Raw genomic sequence first — 18,107 nt, 5'->3', positions numbered from 1 at the left:
AATGTATTATGCAAGGAAATGACAAGGGAGAATACTCATTCTCGACATGCTGGAACATCAGGAGGCATCCTGTAGGAGAAGACATGATTCGAGAGATTGCAGGACTCGGCTTTCGCCGGGTGGAGCTTAACTATAATGTGACGAAGGAAATGCTCACTACAATCGAGCCGATGATTGAGCGGGGAGAGATTGGGGTATCCAGTGTGCACAACACATTCCCTCATGATCCTGATCCTGATTACGGGACGGATTCTGTGCTGCTCGGTTTTGAGGATGAAGTCAAGCGCAAACGGGCCATTGATCTGCTGGTTGGATCAGCTGAATATGCGCATCGTTATGGTGGGGAAGCTGTTGTTGTGCACCCAGGTGAAGTACCTTTCCCGCATGACATCAGCAAGGATCTGGAGAAGTTGTACCGTGAGGAAGGGACGGATTCGCCGCAATATCGCAGCAAATGGGCAGAGTTAATGGAACGGCGGGAAGCTCTGAGTGCAGGCTACATTGAGAAAATTATCATCAGTCTGGATGAGGTTTGCAACCGGGCGGTGTCCAAAGGACTGAATGTCCGTTTTGGGATCGAAACTCGCTCAAGACCACAACAGATTCCGACTCTTGCTGAAGCGAAGACGATCATTCAGGCTCTCAAGGGTGCGCCAGTGGGAATCTGGTACGATACGGGTCATGCGATTATGATGGATCGATTGGGACTGTATGATAGTGTAGGTGAGATGCAGGGATTGATGGATGATATCGTTGGCGTTCATATCCATGAAACGCTAGGGCTCTCCGATCACTGGTGTCCATACGTTCACAGTAAGGATATGCACTTCTATGATGCATATCTCCCCATGATCCGTAAAGCACAGGTGAAGGTATATGAACTGAAGTCAGCCTGTGAACCGGAAACGATTCACGAAAGTCATAATCTGCTGATGCAGAAAATGGCACATTTAGAAGCATAAATAGGTATAGCGATAAGATCGGTTGGCTTGGGCTGCAAGAGCGCATAGCCTGCTGATCTTATCTTTTGAATAGGGCTTTATTTGTATGGATTGAAGGCAATGAATGCATGGATTGAAGGGGGACTGTAGATGTATAGACAATTGGTAGAAAGCAACGACAGAGCCACTGAGCGAGGCATAGAGCGGCAGGTACTTGATCCGGAAAGTCGTTACTATGGTGGAACAATCGATCCTTATTCAGGTGTGGCTTGGGTTAATCATACGACGGGAACACCTACGGATATGTGTTTCTGGGGAGCGGCAATTTCTAATCAGGACTCCAAGTATTATCGAGACGGGGACTTGCTGGAAAGATTGCGACTTGCTAGTGAGTTTGTGTTGCGTCACCAGCACAGTGACGGATCGATATCACCCGGCTGGACCAACTATCATTCCCCGCCGGACACTGCGTTTGTTGTTGTAGGGTATTCGCAGTTATATCAACTCTTGAATCAACAGGATTGGGCTCCACTGAAGCCTGTACTGGATAATATGCGATTGTTTCTGGAACGGACGATTCCGGTGATGTTAACAGGAGGCTGTCATACACCAAACCATCGTTGGGTTTTATGTGCCGCACTTGGTTTTCTACATGAAATTTTCGGAATAGAGGAAGCAGTACAACGCGCGGAGCAATGGCTGGCGGAAGGAATTGATATTACCCCGGATGGGGAGTGGACCGAACGCAGCAACGGGATCTACAATGCGGTGAGTGATATTATGCTGATTCATGCAGCCCGTTTGTTAAACCGCCCTGCATTACTGGAGCCAGTACGTCTGAACCTTCGGATGATGGTATATCTGGTACACCCTACAGGGGAAATTGTCACCGATTATTCAGGTCGCCAGGATCTGGGCAGTATACATGGCTTGTCTTCCTACTATTTACCTTACGCAATTATGGCCAAACTGGATACAGATCCGCTTTTTGCAGGTATGGCGGCATGGGCAGCGAACGATTTGACAGATCCGGGCGTGTGTTCGGTGAATGCTCTTGTAAAGTTAATGTTAGAACCGGAACTCGTGCAGATTAATGGGTTAAAAGATACATTACCCCAAAAATATAATATTTTGCTTAATGAACATTTTGTTAGGGGGGGGTATCTGGAGCGAATCGATTTGGTGGGGCACCATCAACGAATCTCGCATAGCCGTATGCACACAGATTTTGGTGCCCCGGTTGCCCGAATTCGCGATGGAGAGACCAGCGTAACCGTCATGACGGAGGTGCCGTCGATTTTTGCACTTCGTCACGGCAAGGTGCGCTTGCTGGCAGTTCAATTGGCTTCGTACTTCAACCCTGGATATGTACCGATGCAAAATATGACCCGTCTCCCTCAGGGATATCGGCTGACTGGGGAACAGAAGAAAGGATATTATGGTCCTGTTCCTTCGGCAGATCTACCAGCATCAGCTTCTTCATCGATCAGCCCATGGTATTTGCTGCCGCATCAGAGCCGGGCACTCACACATGAGCAGACGTTCCATGTTGGTGCGGAAGTGCTGCAGACCGCGAACGGATGGACGATGCATCTGACCGGAGAGGAACCGCAGGACATCATGATGCAGTTATCCTTTGTATTTGGAAGTGAAGGAGAGCTTAGCTGTGAGGATGGCATAGAAACCAGTGATGGGAGCATTCTGTGGAAAGGCGGCAAGTTGCGTTACAGCTGCGGGGAAGACTGGCTTGAGATTGATGGGGGCGAGATGGGGCATCTGGCGGCAAATGTTCGTGAAGCTAAGACGCCTGAGAATTGCAAAATTGTACTGGTTAATTTCATGACTCCGTTTGATAAAACGATAACTATAACGCTCTCACCGTCGCTGACGAAATAGAAGGTTAAACTCCATTTCTTTAAAGTAGAAGTAACGGATTAACCAAGAACCTGAAATAAAGATGGTAATTCATTCAAACGGGGATGAAATGCCATCTTTATTTTTTGTATTTTTTTCATAAACGACATGAAACTACATATAGCGAAGAGGCCCTAAAGATGTGGTATACTGAAGAGTATGAATGAAAGCAAAGAGGAGGTGCCTTGGAAGATGAAGGGCAAGCTAGTGCGGACCGAGGGTCACCTTGCCAATATTATACCGATTCACTTGGATGCTTCTTTCTTTTTTGAAAGAGCTGTCCGCTCGCTGGACCGTAATCATGTCGACAAGGCATTGAAATATTTTCGTAAAGCTGTTGAATACGAGCCGGAAAATCCGGTGAATCATTGTAATATGGCGGGTATATTATCTGAAAAAGGGGATTACGAAACCTCCAACGCCATTTTGGCGAATGTGTTGGAAGTGGTTGACCCATCAATGACGGAATGTTATTTCTACATGGCTAACAATTATGCCAACATGGATCAATTTGAGGAAGCCGAGCGTGCACTGGTTACCTATTTGGAGGAAGACACACAGGGTCAGTTTATGACGGAAGCAGAAGAAATGATGGAGCTTTTGTATTATGAGCTGGATCGCCCGGCCAAATTAAATCGAATCAAATCACGCAAAGGTGTTGTGGAGCATGATCAGGCGCGTGAATTGCTGGAAGAGGGCAAGTTTGCCCAAGCTGCGGAGCTGCTGGAGGACATGTCACCCGATTATCCGGATTATCTCGCTGCCCGTAACAATCTGGCTCTTGCGTATTATTATATGGGACTGTTCTCCAAAGCAAAAGAGACTATCGCTGAAGTGCTGGAACAGGAACCGGGCAATCTGCACGCACTCTGTAATCTGGCGATCTTTTACCAAAATGAGAATCGGACGGACCAAGTACTGCTGTTGATTCAAAAACTGCGTGTGATCGTGCCATACCAGCACGAACAGGTGTACAAGCTGGCTACGACGATGGGAATTCTAGGCCAGCATGATGCAGCCTATATTCATTTCCGCCGGTTGCTCAAGGTAGAGGAGACAGCTGCTGATCCAGCCCTTGCGCATTACGCAGCAGTGGCGGCATACAACACGGAACGTTATGACATTGCGAAGCGGCTGTGGCATCATGTGAACAAGCTTGATCCTGGTTCAGAGGTGTCTCGTTATTACCTGGAAGGCCTCGAAGCGGTACTTCAAGGGGTACAGGAGCCGAACAAGTTAAGCTACCATTACCACCTTCCTTTCGATGAGCAGTTCAAGCAATGGGAGGATTATGGCAACGGCATTCCGGAAGAGATGAAAAATGATCCATTGATTCGTTCGTCTTTCTTTTGGGCACTGCGACATGGTGATCAGGCAACCAAGCTGCAAGTTATTCATGCGCTTGGCATGATTGGCGATTACGAAGTACAGCAGGCGCTGCAACTTTTTATGGAAGAACCCGGCGAAGAGCCTTCTTTGGTTAAGGCGGCACAGGATATTTTACATGATCTTCAGATGGCTGAGCGCCTTGAACCTGAATCTAAAGTATCCCGCCCCTTTGCTTCGGAGGCTCTGAAATTCATTCCTGAGAATGGCAAAACGGAGATCACGGAGAAGTTGGAAACAGGAACACTGCCCCATTGGCAGGCTGTTGTTGATCGGGCTCTGCAAATGTCTGAGGCGAAAACGGAGCTGCAGCAGGAGATGGAACGAATCTGGATGGATTACGTCTCCAGGGTACGCCCGGATCTTGCTGGTTCCAAACAGATTGAAGGGTGGGCTGCCGGACTGGAGTATCTGGCCTCGAAAAACCGCAGCCGGCCAGTGACGTATCAAAGTATTGCTGAACGTTACGGCATATCTGCATCGACCGTCAGCAAATATGCGAGACAGCTCAATCAAATATGCAGCGCAACTCCCCCAAATGGGTAGATCCACTCAGATCCAAGCCTTGTAAAACGTTGTAACTAAGTTTGCAAGCATGCTCGTCTTGAGGAGAAGGATACATTAACCGTGAAAACGGGTAAACTTAACGAATAGGTCTCAAAATGCCTGTAGGATATCATCTTGGCAAGTTATTCGCGACCATTACACATCTCAACCTGATGAAGGAGGCTGTATCTAATATGTCTAAATACAGAACGATTGTGATCGGAACCGGACCTGCGGGTCTGACAGCAGCGATATATCTGGCTCGTGCAAATCTGAATCCGCTGGTGATTGAAGGTCTGCAGCCAGGCGGGCAATTGACGACGACTACTGAAGTTGAGAACTTCCCGGGTTTTCCGCAAGGGATCATGGGCCCGGAACTGATGGACAACATGCGAAAGCAAGCGGAGCGTTTTGGTGCTGAATTCAAGAATGGTTGGGTGGAAGAGGTTGATTTCAGCAAGCAGCCTTTCAAAGTGAGCGTAGGTGGTATGGGGGAGTTGGAAGCAGACTCTATCATCATCTCCACAGGTGCTTCGGCTCGTTATCTCGGCATTCCGGGAGAGCAGGAGAATGTAGGACGGGGAGTAAGCACATGTGCGACATGTGACGGATTTTTCTTCCGTGGCAAAAAAATCGTTGTAGTCGGTGGCGGCGACTCCGCCATGGAGGAAGCGAGCTTTTTGACTCGTTTTGCCACAGACGTTACACTGGTTCACCGCCGGGATGAACTGCGTGCATCCAAGATTATGCAGGATCGTGCTCGCAGCAACGAGAAAGTAAAATGGGCCTTGAATCGAACACCGCTTGAGGTTGTACCTGAAGCAATGGGTGTCAAAGGGTTGAAGGTGCGTAACAATGAAACCGGTCAGGAAGAGCTGCTTGAGGCAGACGGGGTATTCGTTGCCATCGGGCATACACCAAACACCGGATTCCTTGGCAATGCAATTACGCTGGATGAGCATGGTTATGTTGTGGTTAAGCCAGGTACAACAGAGACGAATATTCCAGGTGTGTTTGCTTGTGGAGATGTCCAGGATACGAAATATCGTCAGGCGATCACAGCGGCAGGATCAGGATGTATGGCAGCGATGGATTGTGAAAAGTTCCTGGAGGGAAGCATCGTGCACGATTGGAGCGAAACGCTGGATAAGTAACCAACATGATTGCCTTCTGGCTTGGAATAAATTAGCTACAAGAGACAACGGGAAGTCTCATAAACTGAGAGAAGCCGGAGGGCTTCTCTTTTTTTGAAACGAATACGGGCATGGTTTCGTATACATAAGGGGTATATTAGCTGTGAGGTGAAGAAGTTGGGGGAAATGATAAAAGATTGGTTGCATAATGCGACAGTTAGACGTTTCTTGATCTTGCTGTTGTTCTGTTTAATTTTGTTCAGTATGGGGAGTATGCTTCACATGATTTTGCTGTTGTTCCTGGTGACCTACGTCATGAACAGGCTGCAGCATCTCATTACCAAAGGTTTGAATCGCTTTTTTCCAATCGACTATAAAGTCGTGGTCATTCTGCTGTATATCATTGTGATTGCCGGAATTGTGCTCGGTATATCCAGGTATTCACCACGGATTGTGGATCAGGTTGTGCAGTTGACGAATGAAATCATGAAATTTCTCGACACAGCCGATGGCGATAATTTTGCCTCTAAGATCGCAGGATACCTGCAGTCTTTCGACATTAAAAATTATACGAACGAAGCGCTGAAATACATTTTTGCCTTTAGCAAATGGCTGGAATTCATCCTGCTGGTTATTATTTTGAGTCTGTTCTTCCTGTTGCAGAAAAAAGAAATTTATAAATTCACGTCCAAATTCAAAACAAGCAAAATCGGCTGGTTTTATAATGAAGTAGCATACCTGGGCGACAAATTTGTATCTTCTTTTGGTAAAGTCATTGAAGCGCAGCTGTTAATTGCCGTATTTAATACGGTGCTGACGATGCTCGGATTGTGGATCTTAGGTTACCCTTATCTGTTCGCATTAACGATTATGGTCTTCCTGCTCAGTCTGATTCCTGTTGCGGGGGTTATGATCTCCCTTGTGCCGCTCTGTCTGATCGGGTATCAAATGGGCGGACTGCAGATGAGTATCATCGTGATCATTATGATCATTGTTATTCATGCGCTTGAAACCTATTTCCTGAATCCAAAACTGATGGCACACAAGACCAAATTGCCGATGTTCTACACCTTTATCGTGCTGATTCTGTCTCAGCATTTCCTCGGCATTTGGGGCTTGATCATTGGTATTCCAATCTTTGTCTTCCTGCTGGATATTCTGGATGTTAACAAGATGGAGAAGACCGATGAGCCTGTGCGCGTAGAGTCGAAGCTTTAGTTAGTGTTTGGTTGAGTGAATGGTTGAAAATTGTAAAAACGCCTCCAGTACTTCGCTGGAAGGCGTTTTTTTCCTGTACCCGCATCTGAGCTAATGGGTATATTGAGTGATTTTGTAAACATCGTCATGAAGTTCAGATGACAATTGTCATTTTATATGAATGGAACGAGTGCTGATGAAATATCATGAGTTGAGGCTTCCCTTTCTATCAGGGAAGGAGGAAGCGTAGTGTTTTAATAGATTATAAGGAGGATGTATACGTATTCAAAACGGTGTGTGATGTCGTTCACAACCCTGCCAAAGCATGATGTGCGTGAGGTCTTCTCGTCTTGACCCCGGCGTATCCTTCAATTATAGTTGGTACGTAGGACTTAAACTATTTTAGATAGATAAAGGTGGCTTGCAGCATGTCTGAGAAAATCTACGTTGGGGTCGATCTCGGCGGAACAGCAATCAAGGTCGGTATATGTGATGATCAAGGTCAGCTTATGCATACGTATGAAGGGCCGACGGAAGTAGATCAGGGCGTTGACACCGTTATCGCCAACATCGAGAAGTATGTCCGTCATATCGTTGCCGAATCGCCATACAGCTGGGAACAGCTTGAAGGTGTCGGTGCAGGAGTTGCCGGGTTCACCAATGTACGCGAAGGTATTATTGTTCATGCTCCTAACATTGGATTTCGGAATGTAGCCATTCGTTCGGTTCTGGAAGAACGTCTGGGCAAGCCTGTTAAAATAGATAATGATGCAAACGTTGCTGCACTCGGGGAAGCTTGGGCTGGAGCCGGCAAAGGTGTAGACAATTGTGTATGCTTTACACTCGGTACTGGTGTTGGCGGCGGTCTCATCCTGAATGGTAGGATTTATCAAGGTTTTTCAGGTATGGCAGGGGAGCTGGGCCACATCAGTGTGGTACCTGATCTGGAAGCGATCAAGTGCGGCTGTGGTAAAATGGGATGTGTAGAGACGGTATCATCTGCAACAGGTATCATTCGTATGGCGAAGGATGCTGTTGAGCGTGGGGATCATACGTCACTTGCACTGGTAGACAAAATTGCTGCCAAGGAAGTATTTGATGCGGCCAAAGCAGGCGATGAAGTGGCACTGCGGATTGTAAATCGTGCAGCGTACTATTTGGGCAAATCTATGGCAACCGTAGCAGCTGTGCTGAATCCGGAGTTGTTCATTGTTGGTGGTGGTGTATCCAAGGCAGGTGACTTCCTGTTTGATGAAATTCGTACCGTATTCGCTCAATTGACACCGGAACCGCTGCAGCAGGGCGTTCAGATTCTAGAAGCTACGCTGGGTAATGATGCAGGTATCGTAGGTGCAGCAGGTCTCCTCTTGCGTTCGTAGTAATTTCGTAACACGATAATCCGACATCAATATGATAAGGAGGGGACATTTATGCTTGACGGTGAGGGATCACCAGGCACAGGCGCCACGCTCATTATCATTACGGGCATGTCCGGAGCGGGTAAAACGATAGCTGTGCAGAGCCTGGAGGATCTGGGTTTTTTCTGTGTAGACAATTTACCACCTGTTTTAATTCCCAAATTCGCAGAGTTGATCGAACAGTCCAATGGTAAGATCGGCAAGGTGGCGCTGGTCATCGACCTGCGAGGACGTGAATTCTTTACGGCATTGTCCGAGTCTTTAAATTATATTAAGGATCATTTTACGATCCACTGTGAAATTTTATTTCTGGATGCCACAGATTCTGTGCTGGTTCAGCGTTACAAAGAGAGTAGACGCAGACACCCGCTGGCCCCGGAAGGAATGCCGCTCGATGGCATTAAGCTGGAGCGCAAGATGCTGGAGGAACTCAAAAATTCAGCAACGCAGGTGCTGAATACTAGTACGATGAAGCCGGCTCAATTGAAAGAGCGCATCATCTCACGTTTCTCCCATTTGGAGACCCAGATGTTGTCGGTGAATATAACGTCTTTCGGATTCAAATACGGTATTCCGATTGATGCGGATCTCGTATTCGATGTTCGTTTTTTACCGAATCCGCATTATATTGATCATCTGCGGCCGAATACAGGACAAAATAGTGAAGTGTACGAATATGTAATGAAATGGCCGGAAACGCAAGCGTTTCTGACCAAACTGCTGGATATGCTGCATTTTCTGATTCCGCAATACCGGAAGGAAGGCAAAAGCCAGGTTATTATTGGAATCGGCTGTACCGGGGGCAAGCATCGTTCGGTAGCAATATCGGAATATTTGGGCAAAATGCTGGGAAGCAGTGAGACTGAAGCTGTTACCGTAAGCCATCGCGACGCTGACCGGGATCGTCATTAAAGAGGGTGAAGGGATGAAAGAGGCCGGACCACGGAGAGAACGTCCGAGAATCGTTGTAATGGGCGGTGGAACCGGATTATCCGTGATGTTGCGTGGTTTAAAAGAAAAGCCGATGGATATCACGGCCATCGTTACGGTTGCCGATGACGGTGGGAGTTCGGGCATCCTGCGTAGTGAGCTGCAAATGCCGCCTCCTGGCGACATTCGTAACGTGCTTACCGCGCTGGCGGATGTGGAACCACTGCTTTCAGACATGTTAAAATATCGTTTCAATACAGGCGCGGGGCTTGCAGGCCACAGCCTGGGCAATTTGATATTGGCTGCGATGACGGATATATCAGGCGACTTTGTGACTGCTGTGCGGGAACTTAGCCGCGTGTTTGCCGTTAGAGGTCAGGTGCTTCCGGCAGCGGGTCAGGCTGTTGTATTACATGCCGAGATGGAGGATGGGTCGATTATAACAGGCGAGTCCAAAATCCCGGAGGCAGGCGGACGCATTAAACGTGTTTTCCTTGAACCGGATCACGTGGAGCCGTTGCCAGAAGCTGTAGAAGCGATACGCCAGGCGGATGCGATTCTGATTGGTCCAGGCAGTCTTTATACAAGTATCCTTCCTAATCTGCTTGTGCCCAAACTGGCTGAAGCTGTTGTCGAAACGGATGCAGTGAAGATGTTTATCTGTAACGTTATGACACAGCCAGGTGAAACCGATAATTATACGGTGAGTGATCATCTTAAAGCGGTTCACGAGCATATCGGTCATCAGCTCTTTGACTATGTGATCGTTAATAATGGTGATATTCCGCTGCAAGTGCAAAATAAATATGCGGAAAAAGGAGCAAAGCCGGTTGTTCTCGATATGAATGTGCTGAAAAGCTCGGGTTATCAGGTTGTCGCAGACACCCTTGTTTTGTTCAAAACCTACCTGCGCCATGATGCCGATAAGCTCAGTCATCATATTTATCAGCTGGTTCAAAATTGGATGTTACGGAAGAGGTGAAGTCCCATGTCATTTGCAGCACAGACCAAAAAAGAATTAACGATGATTGAAAGTGAAGCGTGCTGCGAACAGGCGGAACTTTCAGCCCTCATCCGTATGCTGGGTTCGGTGCAGTTATCGAATAAAAAGGTCATCTTGGATATTTCGACAGAGAATGCTGCCATTGCAAGAAGGGCATACTCTCTGCTTAAAAAACATTTTCAAGTGCATACGGAATTGTTGGTTCGCAAAAAAATGCGGCTGAAAAAGAACAATGTGTACATTGTTCGTGTTCCGTCTATGGTTCAGGAGATCCTGAAGGAGTTACACATCGTCTCCGAAGGGTTTTTGTTTACTCCCGGCATTAATGCAGAGCTACTGGAGAAGAACTGCTGTAAGCGAGCATATCTTCGCGGTGCGTTCTTGGCGGGCGGATCGGTTAATAATCCAGAGGGGTCTTCATATCATCTGGAGATTGCGTCCATGTATGAGGAGCATTGTCAGGCACTGGTAGACCTAGCGAATGAATTTCATCTCAATGCCCGGTGTATAGAAAGGAAAAAAGGATTCATCCTATACATTAAGGAAGGTGAGAAAATCATTGAGCTGCTTAGTATCATTGGTGCTCACCAGGCCCTGTTTAAGTTCGAAGACGTACGAATTATGCGGGATATGCGTAACTCCGTCAATCGGATCGTCAATTGTGAGACAGCTAATCTGAACAAAACGATTGGGGCGGCGGTCAGACAAATCGACAATATCCGTCTGCTGCAAAGGGAAGTAGGCCTGGAGTCTCTTCCGGATAAGCTGCGTGAGGTGGCCGAGGTAAGGCTTGCTCATCCAGATATCAATCTAAAGGAAGTTGGCGAGTTACTGAAGGGCACGGTGAGCAAATCAGGCGTGAACCATCGGCTTCGGAAAATTGATGAACTGGCTGAGAAAGTGCGTGCGGAACGTTAGGGTTAATCGTTCGAATGAAAGGTCTAAGTTGTAGATTTATGCTACTCAATCAGGGTGGCCTAGATGGTTCAGGACAGAAGAAGAGAGAGCTTTGAGGCTCGTTTTCTGCTTGTGGAAGCAGGCTATGTTTTTTCTTCTAGTGTCCAGCACGGGTTAATGGTATAATGTTGTATAAATATAATTGTGTATTTAATGTCCAGATTTCATAATAGGGGGTAAGTTTCTATGACAAAGCACCCGGTAGTTGTCCGTTTGAAAACGGGTCTCCATGCCAGACCTGCAGCACTGTTCGTTCAAGAAGCGAATAAGTACTCATCTGAAGTGTTCGTCGAGAAGGACGATAAAAAAGTAAATGCTAAAAGTATCATGGGAATCATGAGCCTTGCAATTAGCACAGGTACAGAAATCCAGATCAGTGCAGAAGGCGCGGATGCCGATCAGGCTGTAAACGCTTTAGTTAGTCTGGTGAGCAAGGAAGAGCTTGAGAATCAATAAAAGTAAATCCGCATTAATGATTAAAGAAGTCCCGCAAGGGGCTTTTTTGCGTTTCATATAAATTTTATATAATCGGGGCCGTCAAGTGCAACATTATGGAATTTGTCCCGTCTGTTAAGGTATCAAATCGCTTCAAGTTTGAGAAGTTAACATATGAGGAGGTAATTCGTAATGCGTAAACAATGGATGAAACCGATTGGTGCTGTGTTGGTGGCAAGTTCTTTGCTCGTTGGAGGTACAGCTTGGGTTACGCCAGGAAACTATGCTTATGCCGCAGAGGTTCAGGGAGTACAGCAAAATGTGATTAATGTCGTTGGTAAAGGTGAGATTCAGGTAAAACCGGATATCGCCTATCTGTCTATTGGAGTGAACAGTACTGCTGAAACCGCAGCATCAGCTCAAAAGGCCAATGCGGCGAAAATTCAAAAAGTCACCAATCTACTGAAAAACACATGGAAGATTAGTGCAGACGATATCCAAACCAGTCAATTCTATGTGCAACCAAACTACACGTATAGTGAAAAAGATGGAGAGAAAATTAAAGGGTATACAGCACATCATACATTGACAGTGACATACCGCGATATGAACAAGATTGGTGAATTGCTGGATGCAGCATCCCAGGCAGGTGCCAACAATATCGAAAATGTACGTTTCACAGTAGAGAATCCGGAGAAATACGAATCCGAGGTTATTGCTAAGGCGGTAGCTAATGCAGATGTAAAAGCCGGAGCAATTGCCAAAGCGGTGAAACGCCAGCTTGGAACTGTTCTTTCGGTAAGTCAACCGGATGCTAATGTTCCTGTGTTCTATGCGAGTGAATCTCTAATGGCGAAAGCAACAAGTGATTCGAATGCAGGTACACAGATTGAAGCGGGTCAGGTGAAAGTCAGTACTGTTCTCAATATCACGTATGAGATGAAATAAAAGATTCTGCTTGATAGAGAACTAAAATGATTAAATATCAAGAATTTAAAATAATGACAAAAACACTGCCGTTCAGGCAGTGTTTTTTTTGTTGCACATGCTGGCTTTGAGGAAGTGAGGGCTGGAAAATGTCAGTGTTACTTATTAAAAAGCAGACGCAATCATGTCGTTTTTGTAGCATTGTTCGTGACAAAACATTCATTTTCTACAGTTTTTATCGTACGATTTTCATCAACATTGTAACTGGAGCTGTAAACCTTTCCGAAAACGGGTTAATTATAATAAAGAGGTAAGCGTATGGCCTATTCAATCTAATTCAATTTACATACGCAATAAACCTGATGGAAAAGTAGAGAGGAGTTTTATATATGAAAACATGGAAAAAGTGGACGAGTGCATTATTGGCAGCAGGCGTAATTATGGGGGGCAGCACAGCTTGGGTGGATCAATCGGTTCAAGCCGCTTCTGTAACTTCCAAAGTGACTACACCGGCTGAGGTGACGCTGAAATCAGGCGGTAAAACGATGACGCAAAAAGGTTTGCTCCAAGGTGGGTCAACTTGGGTGTCGCTGACAGCGGTCAAAGATGTAGCGGGCGGTACACTGACATATGATGCTAAAACCAAGTCATATACAGTAACAGCAGCAAGCAATGCGATGACCATCGGCCTGATGGATGGACAGCCAAACGTCTACATTAACGGTTATTACCCTCAGGTGGAAGCCAAATTGATTCAGGGTCGTTTGTACATCCCGTTCTCTGCAATGAGAGATTATTTGGGTGTACAAGGTAGCTGGGATGCCAAAACCAAAACACTAACCTTGAGCAAAGTGAGACAAAATAACGTACAGGTGAAATCGACCAAAGCGAATGTAACCGTTAAAAATGCTGAGGTGGATGTGCAGTACCCGCAAGTGAGTGGACTAGCTAGCAAAGAGGCCGAAGCGGCGATTAACAAAGTGCTCAAAGATGAAGTAGACACCGCTGTTGCTGCGTTCAAAAAACAAACGTCCGAATTCGGTGGAGCAACTGCAAAACGCCCGTATGCGTTCGAAGCTTCGTATGTGGTGACTTACAATGAGAACGGCGTACTGGGTCTGATCACTCAACGTTATGAGGACTATGCTGGAGCACATGGCATGACGACTCGCACCGGTCATACGTTTGCTCTCGACACAGGTAAAGAGCTTACACTGGATGATGTAATTGCAAACAGTAAATCGATGCGTGAAACGATCAGCAAAAAGGTTGGCGAGCAATTGAAAGCGAACACGGGATACCTGAGCGGTTACAAAGGTCTGAATAAAGACCAGGATTTCTACGTGACGCCAACAGGTGCAGTGGTATTCTTCCAGTTGTATGAGTACACAGCGTATGCCGAAGGTTTCCCTGAGATCAAATTCACGTATAAGGAAATTCTGCCTAAGGGCACAGCGCCGTTTAGCAACGTAACGTCAGACAAGTAAGTTCGTCCAGGTTAAATCAAGAGCAATTATACCATTCTTCTAGTAAAAAAATAATAAACAAAAAGTCCCCGTCAAGCAAGATGACGGGGACTTTTTGTTATGCAGGCAACACACCCCACTGACGGGTGTGATCTTGCCTGTTTGCTTGAATATAACGCAGGGCGGGCTCACCTATATCGGTGAAGCCCGCCCTGCGATGATTCCGCTAGCCACCAGGCAGCAGTTTAGATGCCTTGAGCGCCTACGTTTTGGATTACTTTATCGATGATACCGTAATCGGCTGCTTCAGCAGCACTCATGAAGTAGTCACGATCTGTATCTTTCTCAATACGCTCCAGGGGTTGACCTGTGCGCTCGGAGATGATGCGGTTCAGCGTGTCACGCATTTTCAGAATGCGACGTGCACGAATTTCGATGTCCGACGCTTGACCTTGTGCACCACCGAGTGGTTGGTGAATCATGATTTCACTGTTAGGCAACGCAAAACGTTTACCTTTTGCACCAGCATTTAGCAAGAATGCACCCATAGAAGCCGCCATACCTACACAGATGGTAGATACATCCGGTTTGATGAACTGCATTGTATCGTAGATCGCCATACCCGCTGTGATAGATCCGCCTGGGCTGTTGATGTATAAGTGAATGTCTTTCTCCGGATCTTCGGCTGCCAGGAACAACATCTGTGCCATGATGGCATTCGCCACAACGTCATTCACGTCGCTACCAAGAAAAATGATACGATCCTTCAGCAATCTGGAATAAATATCATAAGCGCGCTCACCCCGGTTGCTCTGTTCAACGACCATTGGAATATAACTCACGTGAAAAACCTCCTCGGAAATGTAAGTGTTAAATGGGTGTTTATATTTAAACTGTTACCGTATTAACCACATAATAAACAATCTCAAACAAAAAGTCAAAGAAAGTCAAACTAACTTTGAAAAAAAAGAAACCTTTTCGGTTTCGTTGGTTAAATGCATTATGAGCTGTTAAAAATAAGTGGCGCGCCCGCCAAGAATCGAACTTGGATCTCAGGCTTCGGAGGCCTACGTCATATCCATTGGACCACGGGCGCACATCATGTGACAGCAATAATGATTATAGCCTATGAGTTAGTGAAATGCAAGCAGTTGCTTTGGTTAGAGGTCTTACGAATTAGGTTAGAGTGAATACATTAATTCACCCGATATGCAGGGTTTGAGTTATTCCATAGGTGGTTTGGAATGGTTCGGAAATGATCATGATAAAGAAGAAGGGATAAAGCCTTTATTTCGGTACATGCTATAAGAGGTTTTGGACATGCCATATGAAAATGAAACAAAGCAATATATAGATACTATTTATGTATCTCTTCTATATATGGTATGAGATCCGTTGCTTCTTGTCCAAACGTGTAGAGGTTGTGAAAACAGGCGCGTATAGACGCCTGCTGACGTATCGAAATAAGCATTCGAAACACTTGCATATCGCGTCAGTTTTAGGTAGAATGAACGTGGGACTTAAAAAGTTAACCCGGGACGTTTTGAGGCCATGATTGAAGCTTGGAACAAGAAGCTTGCGGGAGTGGAAAGCATGCGAACGATCTTAGAAGTGCAAAAGCAGCTTCTGCCCGATCTCATGGATGTCTTGAAAAAGCGGTATACGATTCTGCACCAGATCATGTTATCGGATGTGATTGGGCGGAGAACGTTAGCCAATTCCATGCAGATGACCGAGCGGGTTCTGAGAGCTGAGACTGATCTGTTAAAGGCTCAGGGACTTATCGAAATTGACAGTGCTGGCATGAAGATCAGTGAGGCAGGGTACAATCTGCTGCAGCAGTTAGAACCTGTCGCGAAAGAGCTGTTTGGATTATCCGAGCTGGAAGAACGAATCAAGCAAGCCTACGGTTTACAAAAGGTAGTTGTAGTTCCCGGCGATTCGGACGTATCTCCTTATGCCAAGCGGGAACTTGGAAGAGCCGGAGCGAAGGCTCTCGGCAGCATCATGAGTGACAACGACGTTGTCGCCGTTACAGGCGGATCAACAACGGCTGGAGTCGCAGAGCAACTCACACCGCCCACTTCGCTGAAGGGTGTCTGGTTTGTACCAGCGCGCGGCGGATTGGGAGAAAGCCTGGAAATTCAGGCAAATACGATCGCATCCACGATGGCAAAGCGGGCAGGGGCGCAGTACAAACTTCTGCATGTACCGGATTTGCTTAGTGACCATGCCTATGAATCGCTGATCCAGGATCCGGGTGTTCAGGAGATTTTACAGCTGATCAGGCAATCACGCATCGTAATCCATGGCATTGGTGATGCTGTGGAGATGGCGAAGAGACGCAAGCTTGCACCGGAGATCATCGAAGAACTTCAGGAGCAGGGGGCCGTATCGGAGTCCTTCGGGTATTATTTCAACGGTCAGGGTGAGGTGGTACATACCATGCTTACACTGGGTATGCGGCTTCAGGATATTGAACGCACCGATGTTGTCATCGGTATTGCGGGTGGCAAAAGCAAGGCAGCTGCCATTCATTCCGTACTGCGATTCGGGCAGGAGGATATCTTGATTATTGATGAGGCTGCGGCCGAGGTCATTGTCGCAGATATGGAATAGTTATCGTTGCCAGAGATGAGATCAGTTTTATTTTCAACATTACTCTTGTTGTCTTGACGGACTTCACCGTCTGTCTTGAATATATAGTTTCATAAAATTAATCAAAACTTGGGAGGAACTTACTCATGATTAAAGTAGGTATTAACGGTTTTGGACGTATTGGACGCTTGGCATTCCGCCGTATTCAAAATGTAGCAGGCATCGAAGTAGTAGCAATCAACGACTTGACTGACGCTAAAATGCTGGCTCATTTGCTCAAATATGACACAACTCAAGGTCGCTTTGATGGCGATGTTGAAGTACACGATGGCTTCTTCAAAGTGAACGGCAAAGAAGTTAAAGTGCTTGCTAACCGTAACCCGGAAGAACTTCCTTGGGGCGACCTGGGCGTAGATATCGTTCTGGAATGTACTGGTTTCTTCACAACAAAAGAAGCAGCTGAGAAACACTTGAAAGGTGGAGCTAAGAAAGTTGTTATCTCCGCACCAGCTACTGGCGACATGAAAACCATCGTTTACAACGTAAACCATGAAATTCTCGACGGTACTGAAACTGTAATCTCCGGCGCATCTTGCACAACGAACTGCCTGGCACCTATGGCAAAAACACTGCAAGACAAATTCGGAATCGTTCAAGGTTTGATGACTACAATTCACGCTTACACTGGCGACCAAAACACGTTGGATGCTCCACACCCTAAAGGTGACTTCCGTCGTGCTCGTGCAGCAGCTGAAAACATCATCCCTAACACGACTGGTGCTGCTAAAGCAATTGGTCTGGTTATTCCTGAACTGCAAGGCAAATTGGATGGTGCAGCTCAACGTGTACCAGTAGCTACAGGTTCCCTTACTGAGCTTGTAACTGTTCTGGGCAAAAAAGTTACTGCTGAAGAAGTTAACGCAGTAATGAAAGAAGCTTCCGATCCACAAACTTTCGGATACACTGAAGACGAAATCGTATCTTCAGATATCCAAGGAATCACTTTCGGTTCCCTGTTTGATGCAACTCAAACTAAAGTTCTGACTGTTGGCGACCAACAATTGGTTAAAACTGTAGCTTGGTATGACAACGAAATGTCTTACACAGCTCAATTGGTTCGCACATTGGAGCACTTTGCAAAAATGATCAAGTAATATCTGTAATAACATAGAGCGGAAACAGATTGTCATTGTTTCCGCTCTTTATATATGGATATTTAGTAAATTTCTCATGAACACCAGGACTAACAAGGGATC

15 protein-coding genes and 1 tRNA gene are annotated in these 18,107 nt (G+C 46.3%); 14 read left to right on the top strand and 2 right to left on the bottom strand.

All coding sequences use genetic code 11. The features are described from left to right. Positions 1-8: 8 nt before the first annotated feature. The 12 genes from ACUTVW_RS21150 to ACUTVW_RS21095 all read left to right on the top strand — a co-directional run bounded on the left by ACUTVW_RS21150 (position 9) and on the right by ACUTVW_RS21095 (position 14,274). The gene (locus ACUTVW_RS21150; protein WP_445647585.1) at positions 9-962 is read left to right on the top strand and encodes a sugar phosphate isomerase/epimerase family protein; all 954 of its coding nucleotides are present in this window, start codon (positions 9-11) and stop codon (positions 960-962) included. A 129-nt stretch (positions 963-1,091) separates the two neighbouring features. After that, on the top strand, positions 1,092-2,837 hold the full coding sequence (locus ACUTVW_RS21145; protein ID WP_445647584.1) for a hypothetical protein: 1,746 nt from the start codon (positions 1,092-1,094) through the stop codon (positions 2,835-2,837). 210 nt (positions 2,838-3,047) lie between these two features. Further along, entirely contained in the window at positions 3,048-4,787 is a 1,740-nt protein-coding gene (locus ACUTVW_RS21140; RefSeq protein WP_445647583.1) for a tetratricopeptide repeat protein, read from the top strand. 194 nt (positions 4,788-4,981) lie between these two features. Then, on the top strand, positions 4,982-5,941 hold the full coding sequence (gene trxB / locus ACUTVW_RS21135; protein ID WP_445647582.1) for a thioredoxin-disulfide reductase: 960 nt from the start codon (positions 4,982-4,984) through the stop codon (positions 5,939-5,941). 165 nt (positions 5,942-6,106) lie between these two features. Next, positions 6,107-7,138, top strand: coding sequence for an AI-2E family transporter (locus tag ACUTVW_RS21130; RefSeq protein ID WP_445647581.1), 1,032 nt, complete (start codon positions 6,107-6,109; stop codon positions 7,136-7,138). 407 nt (positions 7,139-7,545) lie between these two features. Continuing rightward, positions 7,546-8,496 carry an ROK family glucokinase gene (locus tag ACUTVW_RS21125; protein WP_445647580.1) on the top strand — a complete coding sequence of 317 codons (951 nt, stop codon included), beginning with the start codon at positions 7,546-7,548 and terminating at the stop codon, positions 8,494-8,496. 51 nt (positions 8,497-8,547) lie between these two features. Beyond that, a complete protein-coding gene (gene rapZ, locus ACUTVW_RS21120; protein ID WP_434748518.1) occupies positions 8,548-9,447 on the top strand; it encodes an RNase adapter RapZ in 900 nt (299 codons plus the stop codon). Between the two features lie 13 nt (positions 9,448-9,460). After that, positions 9,461-10,447 (top strand): gluconeogenesis factor YvcK family protein, encoded by a 987-nt coding sequence (locus ACUTVW_RS21115; protein WP_145335930.1) that lies wholly within the window; start codon positions 9,461-9,463, stop codon positions 10,445-10,447. A gap of 6 nt (positions 10,448-10,453) precedes the next feature. Beyond that, positions 10,454-11,386, top strand: a complete 933-nt coding sequence (gene whiA / locus ACUTVW_RS21110) for a DNA-binding protein WhiA (protein WP_434748516.1) — start codon at positions 10,454-10,456, stop codon at positions 11,384-11,386. A gap of 225 nt (positions 11,387-11,611) precedes the next feature. Next, positions 11,612-11,881, top strand: coding sequence for an HPr family phosphocarrier protein (locus ACUTVW_RS21105; protein WP_342553700.1), 270 nt, complete (start codon positions 11,612-11,614; stop codon positions 11,879-11,881). A gap of 171 nt (positions 11,882-12,052) precedes the next feature. After that, positions 12,053-12,808 carry an SIMPL domain-containing protein gene (locus tag ACUTVW_RS21100; protein ID WP_445647579.1) on the top strand — a complete coding sequence of 252 codons (756 nt, stop codon included), beginning with the start codon at positions 12,053-12,055 and terminating at the stop codon, positions 12,806-12,808. 368 nt (positions 12,809-13,176) lie between these two features. Beyond that, the gene (locus ACUTVW_RS21095; RefSeq protein WP_445647578.1) at positions 13,177-14,274 is read left to right on the top strand and encodes a stalk domain-containing protein; all 1,098 of its coding nucleotides are present in this window, start codon (positions 13,177-13,179) and stop codon (positions 14,272-14,274) included. Between the two features lie 224 nt (positions 14,275-14,498). Here the strand turns inward: ACUTVW_RS21095 and clpP are convergent, their stop codons facing one another. Both clpP and ACUTVW_RS21085 read right to left on the bottom strand, forming a co-directional pair. After that, the gene (clpP, locus tag ACUTVW_RS21090; RefSeq protein WP_434748513.1) at positions 14,499-15,095 is read right to left on the bottom strand and encodes an ATP-dependent Clp endopeptidase proteolytic subunit ClpP; all 597 of its coding nucleotides are present in this window, start codon (positions 15,093-15,095) and stop codon (positions 14,499-14,501) included. A gap of 179 nt (positions 15,096-15,274) precedes the next feature. Next, positions 15,275-15,349 (bottom strand) — tRNA-Arg (locus ACUTVW_RS21085). Between the two features lie 497 nt (positions 15,350-15,846). On the opposite strand from ACUTVW_RS21085, the gene ACUTVW_RS21080 reads away from it, so the two are divergent. Next, a complete protein-coding gene (locus ACUTVW_RS21080; protein ID WP_445647577.1) occupies positions 15,847-16,872 on the top strand; it encodes a sugar-binding transcriptional regulator in 1,026 nt (341 codons plus the stop codon). A 125-nt stretch (positions 16,873-16,997) separates the two neighbouring features. Next, a complete protein-coding gene (gene gap / locus ACUTVW_RS21075; protein ID WP_062837744.1) occupies positions 16,998-18,005 on the top strand; it encodes a type I glyceraldehyde-3-phosphate dehydrogenase in 1,008 nt (335 codons plus the stop codon). Positions 18,006-18,107 lie beyond the last annotated feature (102 nt).

This window comes from Paenibacillus sp. TSA_86.1, assembly GCF_052691815.1.
This window is presented reverse-complemented; position numbering and strand designations above follow the sequence as displayed.

What these genes read in the sequence shown, in the direction of transcription:
- ACUTVW_RS21095 (WP_445647578.1), top strand. Translation starts at nt 13,177, where the DNA reads ATGAAAACATGGAAAAAGTGGACGAGTGCATTATTGGCAGCAGGCGTA.
- ACUTVW_RS21080 (WP_445647577.1), top strand. Translation starts at nt 15,847, where the DNA reads ATGCGAACGATCTTAGAAGTGCAAAAGCAGCTTCTGCCCGATCTCATG.
- ACUTVW_RS21115 (WP_145335930.1), top strand. Translation starts at nt 9,461, where the DNA reads ATGAAAGAGGCCGGACCACGGAGAGAACGTCCGAGAATCGTTGTAATG.
- ACUTVW_RS21145 (WP_445647584.1), top strand. Translation starts at nt 1,092, where the DNA reads ATGTATAGACAATTGGTAGAAAGCAACGACAGAGCCACTGAGCGAGGC.
- gap (WP_062837744.1), top strand. Translation starts at nt 16,998, where the DNA reads ATGATTAAAGTAGGTATTAACGGTTTTGGACGTATTGGACGCTTGGCA.
- trxB (WP_445647582.1), top strand. Translation starts at nt 4,982, where the DNA reads ATGTCTAAATACAGAACGATTGTGATCGGAACCGGACCTGCGGGTCTG.
- ACUTVW_RS21140 (WP_445647583.1), top strand. Translation starts at nt 3,048, where the DNA reads ATGAAGGGCAAGCTAGTGCGGACCGAGGGTCACCTTGCCAATATTATA.
- ACUTVW_RS21105 (WP_342553700.1), top strand. Translation starts at nt 11,612, where the DNA reads ATGACAAAGCACCCGGTAGTTGTCCGTTTGAAAACGGGTCTCCATGCC.
- whiA (WP_434748516.1), top strand. Translation starts at nt 10,454, where the DNA reads ATGTCATTTGCAGCACAGACCAAAAAAGAATTAACGATGATTGAAAGT.
- ACUTVW_RS21130 (WP_445647581.1), top strand. Translation starts at nt 6,107, where the DNA reads ATGATAAAAGATTGGTTGCATAATGCGACAGTTAGACGTTTCTTGATC.
- rapZ (WP_434748518.1), top strand. Translation starts at nt 8,548, where the DNA reads ATGCTTGACGGTGAGGGATCACCAGGCACAGGCGCCACGCTCATTATC.
- ACUTVW_RS21100 (WP_445647579.1), top strand. Translation starts at nt 12,053, where the DNA reads ATGCGTAAACAATGGATGAAACCGATTGGTGCTGTGTTGGTGGCAAGT.
- ACUTVW_RS21125 (WP_445647580.1), top strand. Translation starts at nt 7,546, where the DNA reads ATGTCTGAGAAAATCTACGTTGGGGTCGATCTCGGCGGAACAGCAATC.
- ACUTVW_RS21150 (WP_445647585.1), top strand. Translation starts at nt 9, where the DNA reads ATGCAAGGAAATGACAAGGGAGAATACTCATTCTCGACATGCTGGAAC.